Source organism: Clostridium aciditolerans (assembly GCF_016316925.1).
In the GTDB taxonomy this organism is placed as follows: domain Bacteria; phylum Bacillota; class Clostridia; order Clostridiales; family Clostridiaceae; genus Clostridium_AM; species Clostridium_AM aciditolerans.
The window spans coordinates 1-14,980 of sequence record NZ_JAEEGB010000011.1 but is presented as its reverse complement, the minus strand read 5'-3'; the positions used below and the strand labels follow the sequence as shown (position 1 = coordinate 14,980).

General features: G+C 32.3%; 10 protein-coding genes. All 10 read left to right on the top strand.

Going from position 1 to position 14,980, the window contains the following annotated elements; translation table 11 throughout:
* Window positions 1-122: 122 nt before the first annotated feature.
* On the top strand, window positions 123-728 hold the full coding sequence (locus I6U51_RS10435) for a DedA family protein (RefSeq protein ID WP_211142596.1): 606 nt from the start codon (window positions 123-125) through the stop codon (window positions 726-728).
* Window positions 729-906: 178 nt separating this feature from the next.
* Window positions 907-4,989: an AAA domain-containing protein gene (locus I6U51_RS10430; protein ID WP_211142595.1), complete on the top strand. Its 4,083-nt coding sequence runs from the start codon at window positions 907-909 to the stop codon at window positions 4,987-4,989.
* A gap of 164 nt (window positions 4,990-5,153) precedes the next feature.
* Window positions 5,154-7,337 carry a DNA methyltransferase gene (locus I6U51_RS10425; protein ID WP_211142594.1) on the top strand — a complete coding sequence of 728 codons (2,184 nt, stop codon included), beginning with the start codon at window positions 5,154-5,156 and terminating at the stop codon, window positions 7,335-7,337.
* Window positions 7,338-7,407: 70 nt separating this feature from the next.
* Window positions 7,408-9,159 carry a sigma-54 dependent transcriptional regulator PrdR gene (prdR, locus tag I6U51_RS10420; protein WP_343069618.1) on the top strand — a complete coding sequence of 584 codons (1,752 nt, stop codon included), beginning with the start codon at window positions 7,408-7,410 and terminating at the stop codon, window positions 9,157-9,159.
* Window positions 9,160-9,459: 300 nt separating this feature from the next.
* On the top strand, window positions 9,460-10,755 hold the full coding sequence (gene prdC / locus I6U51_RS10415) for a proline reductase-associated electron transfer protein PrdC (RefSeq protein WP_246517245.1): 1,296 nt from the start codon (window positions 9,460-9,462) through the stop codon (window positions 10,753-10,755).
* A 17-nt stretch (window positions 10,756-10,772) separates the two neighbouring features.
* Entirely contained in the window at window positions 10,773-12,875 is a 2,103-nt protein-coding gene (gene prdA / locus I6U51_RS10405; protein WP_211142591.1) for a D-proline reductase (dithiol) proprotein PrdA, read from the top strand.
* A gap of 8 nt (window positions 12,876-12,883) precedes the next feature.
* Window positions 12,884-13,144, top strand: a complete 261-nt coding sequence (locus I6U51_RS10400) for a CBO2463/CBO2479 domain-containing protein (RefSeq protein ID WP_211142590.1) — start codon at window positions 12,884-12,886, stop codon at window positions 13,142-13,144.
* Window positions 13,144-13,869, top strand: coding sequence for a D-proline reductase (dithiol) protein PrdB (gene prdB, locus I6U51_RS10395; protein WP_211142589.1), 726 nt, complete (start codon window positions 13,144-13,146; stop codon window positions 13,867-13,869). Before I6U51_RS10400 ends, prdB begins: the two co-directional genes overlap by 1 nt.
* Before the next feature lie 67 nt (window positions 13,870-13,936).
* Complete coding sequence (gene prdD, locus I6U51_RS10390) at window positions 13,937-14,692, top strand: proline reductase cluster protein PrdD (RefSeq protein ID WP_211142588.1); 756 nt, start codon at window positions 13,937-13,939, stop codon at window positions 14,690-14,692.
* A 23-nt stretch (window positions 14,693-14,715) separates the two neighbouring features.
* On the top strand, window positions 14,716-14,980 hold a 265-nt coding region (locus tag I6U51_RS25085), incomplete at its 3' end, for a glycine/sarcosine/betaine reductase component B subunit (RefSeq protein ID WP_343069616.1).

Here is a 14,980-nt window from a genome sequence, read left to right as displayed (position 1 = left end):
GCAATTTGGAAAGTTATTGGTGTTTAATATAGATTTTAATATGCTAAAGTTAGGCACACTCAAACAAATGACAAGCCAGCATGACAGTATATTTTCATGTGCCTTAAGAAAGGAAGCTGTATATGATAGAAAGTTTAATAAATGTAGTTATTTTAGTTCTAGATAAGTTAGGGTATTTAGGGATATTTTTTGGAATGGCATTAGAAAGTGCATGTATTCCAATACCAAGCGAAGCCATACTTCCCTTTGGAGGTTATCTAAGTTATACCGGAAGACTAAATTTATTCTGGATGATAATGATGGGAACTTTAGGAGGTACAGTAGGATCAATTGGAGCATACTACTTAGGAAAATACGGTGGAAGGCCATTAGTTGAAAAATACGCAGATAAATTAAGACTATCTAAATCTAAAATAGAGAAAAGTGACGAATATTTCAACAAATATGGTGAAAAAATTGTTTTTTATTCTAGATTACTACCTATAATAAGAACCTTTATATCTTTACCAGCAGGTATAAGCAAGATGGACTTTAAGAAGTTTACTATATACACATTTTTAGGATCATTAATATGGAGTATAGTTCTTGGATATGCTGGATATAAAATGGGAGAGAATTGGGTTGCAATACGTCCTTGGTTCCATATTGCAGACATAGTTGTAGCAATTGCTATAGTTGGATACATAATATATATAGGTATAGGAAAATTTAAAAATGTTACTGAATAAAAATAGCTCAATGAACTTTATAGTTCATTGAGCTATTTTTTTTAGAAATAAGTCTAAAAAAGCTGTCAGTTAGATTTGAAATATGTTTAACGAAAATTTTGAATAACATTACTATAAATGGTATAATTTTACAAGAAGGCAAATATGCTTATAGGTTATTATTACGGGAGGGAAAATAATGGACTACAAAGACAAAGTAATACAGTTATTTTCTTATCTATTAAATGTAAAGAATTTAAATGAGAAAATAATAAGAACTGTTTGGGATTATGAAAAGATATACTGGGAGGAAGAGCTTTGCAAAACTATTGGATGTAACATAAATAAAGGTGATGACAAAGACTGGTGGCTTGAAATAAGTAAAAAGTGTAAAAGTATATATGAACAATTTTTTAAACTTTTTCTGGAGTTTCAGAAAAAAGGAGAAAGTGTAGAGATTGTGTGGGGCCATGGACTCATAGCTTGGAATTTTAACAATGAGAAAATAATGCATCCTGTCCTAACAACAAGAATGAAACTAGATTTTAATGCTAACAGCAATATATTTAGATTGGTTCCAGATAATAAAACAATTATGGAAGCCAACATATTCGATGGGATAGACATACCTAATTCATACAGCATACTTGACATAGAAAGAAAATTAAAAGATATAAATTTTGATCCACGAAATATGAATGAAATAGAAGACATTTTGACAGAAATAGTATCATACTTAAGTCCTAATGGAAGATTTGAAAAGCTAAGAGTTCCAATAGATAAAATAGCTTTATCAAGCGATCCTGTAATTTATAATATACCTGTAATTATAATTAGAAAAAACAATATGAGATTATGGCAGCTGGAACTCAATAATATTATAAATGAGGTAGATAATGGACAACCAATACCTAAAACTATTAAGTCTTTAGTCAGTGATGAGAAAATAGAACAAAGTAAAGAAGATTTAAAGGAGTGGAGTGAAGTACATAAAGATGTGCTATTTCCATTGCCATCTAATTCGGAGCAAAGAGAGGTAGTGAAAAGAATATGTGAAAATTATGGAGTAGTAGTACAAGGTCCTCCAGGAACAGGGAAAAGTCACACAATAGCAAACCTAATATGCCATTTATTAGCTCATGGGAAGAGAGTGCTCGTAACTAGCCAAACGGATAGAGCACTAAAGGTTCTGACAGATAAGATACCTGAACAGGTTCAGCCATTATGCATGAGTGTTTTAGGGAATGATACTGCTTCATTAAAAAAGCTTAATGAGTCGGTTAAAAAAATATCTGACAATCTTTCTGTAAATCCTAAAAATTTATATGAAGAAATCCAAGACTTAAAGTTAGAATTAGACAAATGTAAAAAAAATCAAGAACTTCTGTATGACCAATTTAAGGAGATTCAGCATATAGAAAATGAAGCTATAAATTATAACAATGAAAAATATAAGATTATAGATATTGCAGCTTGGGTTAAAAGAAACAAAGAAAAATGCTCTTGGATAGAAGATAAAGTTAGCTTTGAGAAAAAAATGCCTATATCAGAATTAGAGTTTGAAAGATTAACTTTTTTATTGAGCAGAATTAGTAAAGATGAAAAAAGCAACTTTGATACATTAAAGGTTATGGTAGATAAGTTGCCTAAAAGCAAAGAAATATGCCAAAAAATAATCAGGTTTAAAGAAATAAGTAATGAATATGAGAACTGTATAAAATATATAAAGGACTGGCGTATACCTGATAAAGACAGATGTAACTATGACAGATTATTACAGTTATTAGTGCAATGTAAAAATTCAATATGTCATCTAGAAAATAGCATATTTAGCAATATATTTACAAAGTATTATGAAAGTAAAATAGTGCATGATTCTATGATTGATTTATGGCATAAATCTAATGATTATATGCTAGTGCTGGGAAAAATAAGAAATGAATTAAGAAATCATAGTGTGGAATTACCTGATAAGGTTGATATAGATAAACTTAATAAGGATTTTGATATCCTATATGAAAATATAAATTCAAAGAAAAAAGTAGGTAAGCTTTTTAGAATTATTCATCCTGAATTTAATTATATAATTAATGAATGTATAGTGGATTACAAACCTCTAGAGACTTTAGATCAAGCTTTTATATTAAAACTGTATATTCAAGAAAAGCTTATAGTTAGAGAGCTAACAACGCTTTGGAATAATACGATTAAGGAATATGAAAGTGAAGTATCAGGAGATGATAAGAATAATCTTCAAATGATTAAAATAGAACAGCATATAAAACACTTGAATAGTATTGTTCAGTGGGATAAAAATTACAAAAAAGAAGTAATAGCAGCATTAGGTAAAATCTCTATATCAATAAATATAGATTGGTATAAAAAAGAAACTTATGAATACTTAATCGAAGGTGTTAAATGTATAAAGAAAATAGATGAGTATAACAATCTAAAAGCATATATTGATGTTTTGAAAAAGCTTATTTTGGCTACAGGAAAGCTAGAACAATTATACGATGCTGTTGAAGAGATGAATTTAGTTAAGATTAATGATGCGCTAAAGGAAATCGATAATTTTAAAATTATAAAAAGCAAGTTCATAGAGCTTGATAATCTTATAGGAAAATTAGAAGAAGCCTGTCCGAATACAACCCAAAAGATACTTAATCAGTGGGAAAATGCTGGGTTGCTCTTTAAAAATTGGGCTAGCGCATGGAAATGGGCGGAGTGGAGTTCTTTATTAAAAGATGTTCATAAATTAAATATTGACTCTATTGAAGCAGCCATATCTGAGGAAAAAAGAAGAGAGAAGATGTTGATAAAAGAACTAGTAGCAAAAAGAACTTGGTATAATCAAATATTAAAAACTACAGAAAGTGAAAAGAGAAGTCTATTTGCATGGATGCAAGCGGTAAAGAGGATTGGCAAAGGTACTGGGAAAATGGCCTCAAACTATAGAAGAATAGCTCAGGATGAGATGGAGAAGTGTAAAAGAATAATTCCAGTATGGATTATGCCTTTAAATAGAGTAGTTGAAAATATAAAACTATCAAGAGACTTATTTGATGTAATTATATTTGATGAAAGTAGTCAAAGCGATATATTTTCAATATGTGCATTAATGAGGGCAAAGAAAGCTATTATAGTAGGAGATGATAAACAGATAAGCCCAGAAGTTGTAGGAATAGATCAAGGGTTTATACAGGGGTTGATTAACAAACATTTAAGGGATATACCTCAAAACGAATGGTTTGATCTTCAGACTAGTCTTTACGATACTGCACTAAGAGTTTTCCCTAATAGATTAATGCTTAGAGAACATTTTAGATGTGTACCAGAAATAATTAAGTTTAGTAATGATAACTGCTACGCTGGAGATATAAAGCCTTTAAGATATCTTAAATCCTATGAGGCATTCTATCCTCCTGTGGTGCCAGTAAAGATTGACAACGGATTCAGAGAGCAAGGTAAGCCAATTAATATTCCGGAGGCAGAGTTTATAGCAAATAAAGTAGCGGAATGCTGCAGAGATAGGCGATATGAAGGAATGACAATGGGTGCTATATCTCTTCTTGGAGAATCTCAAGGTGAACTAATTGAAAGTATGATAAGAGAAAAAATAGGTGAAGAGGAGATGATAAAAAGAAAACTTATATGTGGAGATGCTTATTCCTTCCAAGGTGATGAAAGAGACATAATGTTTTTATCAATGGTTATTTCAAATAACGTAAAATTTACAGCTCTGACTAAGGAATCAGATATTAGAAGGTTTAATGTAGCAGCGAGTAGGGCTAGAAATCAGATGTGGCTAATTTATTCAATAGATTTAGAGGAGCTTAATCCAGAATGTATTAGATATTCTCTTTTAAATTATTGTCTAAACTATGATAAAGTTAATTGTCATAACACAAATATTAATTATGCTTTTCAAACGAGATTTCAAAAAGACGTATATAATATGATTAGTGATAAAGGAATTGAATTAGCCTCTCAAGTTAAAATAGGAAGATACAAAATAGATTTTGTAGTAGAAGGCTCAACAAATAAAGTAGCTATCATATGTGAGGGAGAGATGCTTAACGAAAATTATGACTGGGAGGCGAGGTTGGAAGTACAGATGGAGTTGGAAAGAATAGGGTGGACATTCTTAAGAATAAGACCAAGTGAGTTTTACTATAATCCTGAAAAGACTATGGATAAGTTATGGCAAAAGCTAAAGAATAACGATATGGAACAATACAAAAATAAAAATTTAATAGCAGAACAATTAAAAGTCGTATAAATTGTATTTAAAATAATGGCTATTGCATTTATAATTAAAAGTAGACAAAATATACTGCTGAATATATTAATTTATGATATTGCTTTTTGTGCAGACATGTTTCTGCATGAAAAGCAATATGTGATTTCAATGTGTTTTATTATTTTATATAAGGGTGATTGGATATGTTAAAGTCTATAGATAGTAATATTCCCATAGAATTTATATCAAAAATATCTAAAAAAGAAGCAAATAGTAAGAAACCCATATATCAAATACATAAGTGGTTTGGCAGAAAAACAGATGCTATATTTCGAAGCATTCTCTTATCATTGGAATTAGATAAAGAGAATGTGAGTGATTTTCACAAAATATATTATAGGAATAATCCAAAGCTACTAGAAGGAAAGGTAATACTGGATCCATTTATGGGGGGAGGTGTTACACTAGCAAATACTCTTAGACTTGGTGGGAAAGCCATAGGCATAGATATCAATCCGGTTGCTTGGTTTATAACAAAAAATGAACTTCAAATACCAGAACTAGATAAAGACAATTGGCAGCAGGAAATGATAAAGAAGCTGCAGGTTGAGTTTACTAGGATAGAAAATAATATAGGTAATGAAATAAAAGATGAATACACCACTGAAATATATGATTACAATGAAAATATAAATCGAAAAGTTGATATAATGTATGTACTTTGGGTAAAGAAAGCTAAGTGCCCTAGCTGTGGTAGATACGTTAAGTTGTTTCCATCCTATTCTATTACAAAGCTAATTAAAAAAAATTTTGATAACTATAATATATGTCCTAAGTGTGGAAAAATAGTAAGAGGAAATGAAAAGATTCTAATATGTAAAGACTGTAACTATAAATTTGATAAGGATACAGGCGTTTATAAAGGTAGAAACTTTATATGTGATAATTGTGGTGGAAAGTGGAACTTGATGAAAGATATAATGAAAAAAAGAAAAGATCCACTTTCAGCGGAGATCTACGCAATTCAATACTATGATCCTAAAACAGGAGAGAAAGGCTTTAAAATACCTGATAAAAATGATTTTAATAAATATAGGGATATTAAAACGAAATATGAAAGTTTAAGTTATAGGATAGGTAGATTTATTCCCGATGCTCAAATACCAGATGGATATAATACGAAGCAAATTAGAAATCATAATTATAATTACTGGAATCAGATGTTTAACTATAGGCAACTCTATTACTTATCTAGGCTTATAGAAGAAATAGATAAAATTGAAGATGAAAAAATTAAGGAGTTATTTTTATGCGTATTTTCAAACGCTATAAATGCCAATAATATGTTCTGCATATATAACTCGCAATGCGGTAAGATAGAACCATTATTTGGCGACCACCATATGGCTCCGGTAATGAATCCCGTAGAAAATAATATATGGGGTACAAAACTTGGCAGAGGAAGTTTTGTGAAATATTTCAAATCTTTTATTCAAAGTAAAAAGTTCAATTATTGTCCTTACGAAAGAGAAAGTATAGGTGGAAAGAATAAGAATGTAATATTAGAAGATGAAAAATTTTATTCGAAATTTACTGATAATTTCCAAGAGTTGATAAGTTCTGATAAAAATACTATGCTAGAGTGCGGCAGTGCAGATGATTTATCTTTTTTACCAGATAAATCTATAGATGCTGTAGTTACAGATCCCCCATACTATTCGGCTATAAACTATAGTGAAATAAGTGAGTTTTTTTATGTTTGGGATAGAATGATACTAAAGAACAAATATAATTTTTTTGGTCAGGAGCATATACTATTTAATAATGAAGTTACTGTAAACGATGTAAGAGGGATAACTATGCAGCAATTTCAATTCAAATTAACTAAATGCTTTAAGGAAACCAGAAGAGTACTAAAAGATGAATCTCCATTAATACTTACTTACAATAATAGTACTGTAGAAGGATGGCAAGTATTAATAGAAGCTTTAATTGAATCAGGTTTTTTAGTAGAAAAAACCTACCCAATCCATACAGAGCTGCGAGCAGGGCTTATAGATAATAGAAGAGATAAGATGAATTATGACCTAGTTATAGTTGCAAGGTCCCAAAATAGTCTTGGTTTAGGAAGTATAAGCATAAATGAGTTTATGGAAGTAGTGGAATTAGAATTTAAGAGAACTTACTTAGAACTAAATGATGGAAATCTAGGCCTATTAGATAAGACTTTAATTAAAGTAGGAAAAATTTTTGAGCTTTATTCAAAATATCATGCTAATATATATATGAATAATAAAAGAATAAATATCAAACATATATTAAGGCACATTTATCATAATGAAAAACTCGAAATAGAAACTAAGTTAAGTGATACAGCTACAGAATAAAATTTTAATTGTATTATATAACAGTTATTAATATAATTAAATCATATAAGTAAAAAAAGTAGGTGAAGAAGTGAGCATAGCTGAGTTAATATATAGAGTTAAGGATATAATGACAAAAGACTTTATAAAAGTTGATGTTGATACAAGTGTAAAAGAGGCACTGTATATGATGATAGAAGGATATAAAGAAGAAGTTGTCATTACAGACGAAGGACATAAGTTACAAGGGATTTTTACTATGAATGATATGGCAAAAATTAAAAAGAAAAATATATCCTTTGACTCACCTATAGTTGATTTTGCGCATAAGAATGTAATAACCATTGATTTAGACTCATCTGCAAGAGAAGCTAGAGATATTATGCTAGAAAATAATATAGGTAGACTACCTGTAATAGAAGATGAAAGAGTAGTGGGAATTGTAACTAGTAATAATATAAGAGACACCTTTTACTTAAAGATGGATGAGTTGTTTAATCTTCAAAGTAATGTGTTTGATAACTTACATGAAGCTGTGTGTATATGCGATGAAAATGGAATAGTAAGATATTGGAATAAAAGTGCAGAGAAGCTCTACGGAGTAACTGTTGAGGATATAATAGACAAGAATTTAGAGGATTTTTTTCCAAATGCATTAAGCATACAAGTGCTAAAAACAGAAAAAAGAGTAGATAACGTGTGTCATCAGCCGGTAGAAGGGAAATTAGTGGCCTTAAGTGCGGTTCCGCTATATAATTCGAAGGGTAATTTAATTGCCGTGGTATCTACAGATAGAGATATCACTGATGCTGAAAATTTAACAAAGCAGCTGGAGTATGAGAAGAAAAAGGTAGAACTTTTAGAACATGCATACAAAAAGGAAATAGCATCTAAATATAATTTCCCATCTATTATTGGGAAAAATAAGAAGATAATAGAGTCTATTGCTATTGCAGAGAAGGTAGCACCAACATCAACTAGTGTTCTTATCACTGGTAAAAGCGGAACTGGTAAAGAAGTTTTTGCTAGATCCATTCACGAGGCCAGTGGTAGAACTGGCAATTTTGTAGCAATTAACTGTAGTGCAATACCTGAGAGTTTGTTTGAAAGTGAACTTTTTGGATACGTGGAAGGTGCATTTACTGGAGCTATAAGAAAAGGGAAGATAGGTAAATTTGAATTTGCTAATGGAGGAACCTTATTTCTTGATGAAATAGGAGACATGCCTCTGGAAATGCAGGCAAAAATTTTGAGAGTTTTACAGGATGGGATTATATATAGGCTTGGAAGTGAAAAGTCTGTAACTACGGATACTAGAATAATAGCCGCAACTAATAGAGATTTAAAAAAATTAATATCTGAAGATAAATTTAGAGAAGACTTATTTTATAGACTAGCAGTGGTTCAAATCCATCTCCCAGATCTTAAAGATAGAAAAGAAGATATAAAGGATTTGTGCAATCTATTTTTAGAACAAGTCTCAAAACAAGAAGACATTAAAATAAATGATATAGATGAAAAAGCATACAAAATATTAACTAGTTATAAGTGGGATGGCAATATACGAGAACTAAAAAATGTAATTCAAAGAATGGTTGTACTGTCCAATGACGGAAAAATAACAGTAGACTCTATTCCCGAATATATTTTAGAAAGTGCATCTGATAGTGAAGATATGGGAGAAAATCAACATGACCTTGAAAGAATTGTTGAGAATGTTGAAAAAAGGACCATTAAAGATGTAATGAGTATGGTTAATGGTAATAAACAACAAGCTGCTAAAATATTAAATATTAAAAGAAGTACTCTATATTATAAATTAGGAAAATATAACATAGGATAAATTATACACCTAATTTGTTAAGTTTTTGACAGTTGTGTCTATTTTTGGACATAGCTGTTTTTTTATTCTTATCCCAGCAATATAGCTATCTGTAAATAAATTACAGATAGAATTGTGTCAATATTTTGAAAAAAGTATATTATGGATAAAAATTATAAGATTTGCTTATAGCTTTCAAATACAGTATTTGTAATACTTATAAAAATTTTAAACAATGTACATATAATTGGCATGGAATATGCTGGCTATTAATTATGAAATATAAATTACTATGAAATATAAATTACTAGGAGGGATGACATGGGAGCTTATTATTATTTCCCTCTCAAAATGCATGTAGGTGCACCAGATGTCCCTACGGTTAAAGAAGGTCAGCTGGTTAAAAGAGGGGAATGCATTGCAGATCCAAATGGGCTAGGAGCAAAGATTCACAGCAGTATTTCTGGAACAGTATCTAAGATTACAGCTAATGAAATCGTTATACAAGCTGATGAAGCTCAATCAGAAGATTATGTAAAAATAAAACAGTGTGAAAGCATCGTAGATTCAGTATACGAAGCTGGAATTGTTGGAGCTGGAGGAGCAGGCTTCCCAACTCATGTTAAATTAAAGGCACAAATACCTGATGGATATATTGTTGCTAATTGTGTTGAGTGTGAACCTGTACTTCATCATAACATAAAAAGAATAGAAGAAAATCCAGAGTTAGTAGTTAAAGGTATAAGATATGCCATGCAGACTACTGGAGCTAAAAAAGCATACATAGCTATAAAGGCCAAACATCCAGAAGCTATAGCATCGTTGGAAAAATGCTTAAATGGTGATAGTTCAATAGAAATTAAAAAGCTAAGAGATATGTATCCAATGGGGGAAGAAAGAGCTATTATACATGAAATATTTGGGATGTGGCTAGAGCCTACTCAATTACCACTTGATGCCAAGTGTGTAGTTTTGAATGGAGAAACTTTAGCAAATATAACTATGGCTGTTGAGGAAAGAAAGCCAGTAATAGATAAAGATATAACTGTAATAGGAAAACTTAAATCAGGAAAAGAACCAAATGTATTCTTTGATGTGCCTGTGGGAAGTAGTATAAAGAGCCTTATAGAAAAGTGTGGTGGCATAGATGGAGAGTATGGTGAAATTGTAATAGGTGGACCATATACAGGAAAATCAGGAGAATTAGAAAATTCAACCGTAACAAAGATTTCAGGCGGAGTTATAGTAACTATATCATTACCAGAATACAAAGGAAAGTTAGGACTGTTAGTTTGTGCTTGTGGTGCTAACGAAGAAAGATTGCGAGAAATAGCAGAAAAAATGAACTCAGATATAGTTACCGCTGTTGAATGTAAGAATGTAGAACATGTTAAAGGTGCTCTAAAGTGTAAAACTCCGGGAGAATGACCGGGCCAAACAGCTGCAGTTTTGCAGTTAAAGAAGGCAGGATCAGAAAGAATATTAATATCTAATTGTAGTGATTGCACAAATACAGTTATGAGTTGTGCCCCAAAAGCTGGTCTTGGAGTATATCACCATACAGACCACATTTTTAGGACAGTTGACCATAAATTAACAAGAAGATTAGAAGAATAGAAGGAGGTAATGTACTTATGTCAATGAGTGCTGAACATGCAGAACAGCTTAAAAATGAATTAGCTGTAGTATGCTGTAGAACTGAAGAAGGAACAATAATATCAGCAGCTAATTTAGAAGATCCGGCTATATTTCCAGATATGGTTGATTCGGGACTTTTAACTATACCAGATAATTGTTTTAAAATAGGAGAGGTTTTAGGAGCAAAGCTTTTAAAAACTATCGATTCTCTTACTCCATTAACTCCAGATATTTTAGAAGGCATTAAAGTTACAGCTCAAGAAGAAAAAGTAGAGGAGTTAACTGAGGCGGAGGAAAAGGCAGTTTTAAAATATAATAAAAAAGCAGGTCAGATTATAGGGATAGAGGATTTAGAAAATCCAATTAATTTTGAAAAACTTGAGGACTCATTACTGATAGAATTAACTGATAGGGTTCTAAGCAGAGGAGAAGTTGTTGGACAAGCATTAAAATTTGACACTCCAGCTCTAACACCTGTGAAGCCTGAATTGCTAGAAGGATATGAGGAGGAAGTTGATATGGGAGAAGCACAAAAAGCAACATCAAGTGTAACCAATGGTATCTTAAGAATTAAGATAGCAGAAGGTAAGGGTATAGATATCGAAGTACCTTTAAATTCTATAAGCACACCACCAGCACAATGTGCAGCACCAGTTTCTGTAAAGGCTGATAAAGCTGTAAAAGTAGAAAAAGCTGCTGCAGCAGATGCTGTTAGTGAAGTAAAGCTTGAAGAAAAAGTTTTAAGAACTCTTACAAGAAAACATTATAAAATTGACAAAGTAGAATTTGGACCAGAAACAAAGATTGAAGGTACAACTCTTTATATAAGAGAAAATATTTGTGATGATGCTGTAAAAGTAAGAGACTTAGTTAAATCTATAAAGATTGATATTATAACTCCAGATAAGTACAACACATACAGTGAAACAATAATGGATGTTCAGCCAATAGCAACTAAAGAAGCAGATAGCAAACTAGGTGTAGGAAACACTAGAGTAATTGATGGTGTTATAGTAGTAGTTACAGGTACTGATGAAAATGGAGTTCAAATAGGTGAGTTCGGTTCATCAGAAGGTATTTTAGAAGAAAACATCCAATTTGGTAGACCAGGAGCTCCAGACAAAGGAGAAATATTCATAAAGACTGAAGTTATAATTGCAGCTGGAACAAACATGGAAAGACCAGGTCCACTTGCTGCTCATACTGCAACTGATTTTATTACTCAAGAAATCAGAGAAGCGTTAAAGAAACTTGATGACTCTTTAGTAGTAAGAACAGAAGTATTTGAGCAAAAGAGAAGACCAGGAAAGAAAAAAGTTGTAGTTGTTAAGGAAATAATGGGTCAAGGTGCTATGCACGATAACTTAATACTACCAGTTGAACCAGTTGGAGTACTTGGTGGAAAACCAAACGTTGACTTAGGAAACGTTCCAGTAGTTTTATCACCACTTGAAGTATTAGATGGAGGTATCCACGCATTAACTTGTATAGGACCTGCATCAAAAGAGTGTTCAAGACACTACTGGAGAGAGCCATTAGTAATAGAAGCTATGAATGATCCAGAAGTAGACCTTTGCGGAGTTATATTCGTAGGAAGTCCTCAAATAAACAGCGAAAAGTTCTATGTATCAGAAAGACTAGGTATGACTGTAGAAGCTATGGACGTTGATGGAGCAGTTGTTACAACAGAAGGATTTGGAAACAACCACATCGATTTTGCAAGCCACATTGAGCAAATCGGTATGAGAGGAATACCTTGCGTAGGTATGTCATTCTGTGCAGTTCAAGGAGCTCTAGTTGTTGGTAACCCATACATGAAATATATGGTTGATAACAACAAATCAGAAGCTGGTATAGAAAACGAAGTTTTATCATGCAACACTTTATGCCCAGAAGATGCTGTAAGAGCATTAGGAATGTTAAAGACAGCTATGTCTGGAGAAGAAGTTAAGGCTTCAGAAAGAAAATGGAATCCAAACGTTAAGGAAAGCAATCTTGAGTTATTAGAAAAGGCTGCAGGAAAATCAATTGAAAGAGTTGAAAACGAAACAGCTGTCCCTATGAGTCAAAAGAGATTAGAAAAATACTCAACAAAGTAGGAGATAGAATGGATTTAAAATATGGTGACAAGATTATAGAAATGCAAGGTATTATCGTCGAAATACATGATGGATGCGTAGCATTAGATCTTAAAGGAAGATTGGGTTACTTAAAAGTACCTATGAGGATGTTAATAACTGACTATCCGTTAAAGGTTGGTCAGGAGGTTGGCTTTAAAATGAGCTTTTTAGAAGTTTTATCAGAAGAAGCTAACGAAAAATACGTTAGTAATATAGATATAAAAAATCGGAAGGAAGGTAATTTATAATGAGTTTAACTGTTGTTAAGGGATTACAATCAGAAATATTTGTTCCTATAACACCTCCACCAGTTTGGACTCCTGTGACAAAAGAACTTAAAGATATGAAAATAGCATTGGCTACAGCAGCAGGGGTACACTTGAAGTCAGACAAGAGATTTAACCTAGCAGGAGATTTTACATTTAGAACAGTACCAGGTGATACTCCATCAGGAGAGCTTATGGTGTCACACGGTGGATATGATAATGGCGATGTTAATAAAGACATCAACAGTATGTTCCCAATAGATAGATTAAGAGAACTTGCAGCAGAAGGATTTATAAAAGAAGTTGCTGAAACTCATGTAGGATTCATGGGCGGCGGCGGAAACCAACAAAAATTTAGAGAAGAAACAGGTCCAGCTATCGCTAAGATATTAAAAGACGAAGGCGTGGATGCAGTTTTAATGACTGCTGGATGAGGAACTTGCCACCGCTCTGCAGTATTGGTGCAGAGAGCAATAGAAGAAGCTGGAATACCTACTATAATAATAGCAGCGTTACCTCCAGTAGTTAAACAAACAGGTACTCCAAGAGCAGTTGCTCCAAGAGTTCCAATGGGCGCTAATGCAGGAAAGCCACATGATATAGAAATGCAAACAGGTATAGTAAAGGATTCGTTGATCCAATTAACAAAGATAACTACAGCAGGAACAATAGTTCCACTTCCATATGAATATATAGCTAAAGTTTAATTTATAAGCCAGAAATCAGCATCTAGTGCTGGTTTCTGGGTACTAAATAAAAGTGTGGTGGTTTTGCTTGGAAAAGGAAATAAGACGTCTGGTAATAAAAACTTTTCATATTGAAAAGGTTGAACTTGCAGAAAAAACCTATATAAAAGATGGGGTACTATATATAAGAAATAACGCATCAATAGACTCAATAAAAGAAGAAGATTTAATTGATAAGCTAAAAATAAATATTTTGTATCCAGACAACCATAACATATTTGTGAATTCAATAATGGATTTTTCTCCAATAGCTACAAAGGTATTGGGAAAATTAGGTGAAGGGATTACTCATGTTTTAACAGGAGTAACGGTAATGTTAACAGGTGTTGATGAAAAAGGAGTACAGGTTGCGGAGTTTGGATCTTCTGAAGGAATATTAAAGGAACAAGTTAAGTTTGGTCGAAGAGGTACACCTTCGGAGAATGACATTATAATACATGTGGATGTTATTTTAAAAGATGGAGAGGGCAGTAGGAGACCTGGTCCTATGGCAGCTCATAGAGCATGTGATGTCATAATACAAGAAATAAGAGAAGTTCTAAAAAAGTTAAATGGAAGACTATGCGATGAAAAGTTCGAATATTTTGATAAAGTAAAACCTGATAAGAAGAAAGTTGTTATTTTAAAACAAGTAGCAGGACAAGGCTGTATGTATGATACAGGGCTTCTAGGAAAAGAGCCAGGTGGTTTCTTAGGATGCAGATCGATAATTGATATGGGTAATATGCCTATATTATTAAGTCCTAATGAGTATAGAGATGGTGCATTGAGAGCTATGCACTAATCTGCTAATCAGAGGTGATAAGTGTGGGAATCGGACCATCCACTAAGGAAACAACTATTCATCATTTTAGGGACCCGCTAGTTGAAATTGTATCCAATGATGGAGATGTAGACCTTCTTGGAATTATAGTGGCAGGAACGCCGCAGGAAAATGAAGATAAGGTTTTTGTTGCTCAAAGAGCAGCTGCTTGGATAGAAGGAATGAGAGCTGATGGAGCTATTGTATCTATAGATGGTTGGGGCAATAGTAATATTGATTTTGCTACAACCTTAGAGGAAATAGGCAAAA

Excerpts from the sequence above, each read along its gene's own strand:
- I6U51_RS10400 (WP_211142590.1), top strand. The coding sequence starts at position 12,884 with ATGGATTTAAAATATGGTGACAAGATTATAGAAATGCAAGGTATTATC.
- I6U51_RS10435 (WP_211142596.1), top strand. The coding sequence starts at position 123 with ATGATAGAAAGTTTAATAAATGTAGTTATTTTAGTTCTAGATAAGTTA.
- I6U51_RS10425 (WP_211142594.1), top strand. The coding sequence starts at position 5,154 with ATGTTAAAGTCTATAGATAGTAATATTCCCATAGAATTTATATCAAAA.
- I6U51_RS10430 (WP_211142595.1), top strand. The coding sequence starts at position 907 with ATGGACTACAAAGACAAAGTAATACAGTTATTTTCTTATCTATTAAAT.
- prdA (WP_211142591.1), top strand. The coding sequence starts at position 10,773 with ATGTCAATGAGTGCTGAACATGCAGAACAGCTTAAAAATGAATTAGCT.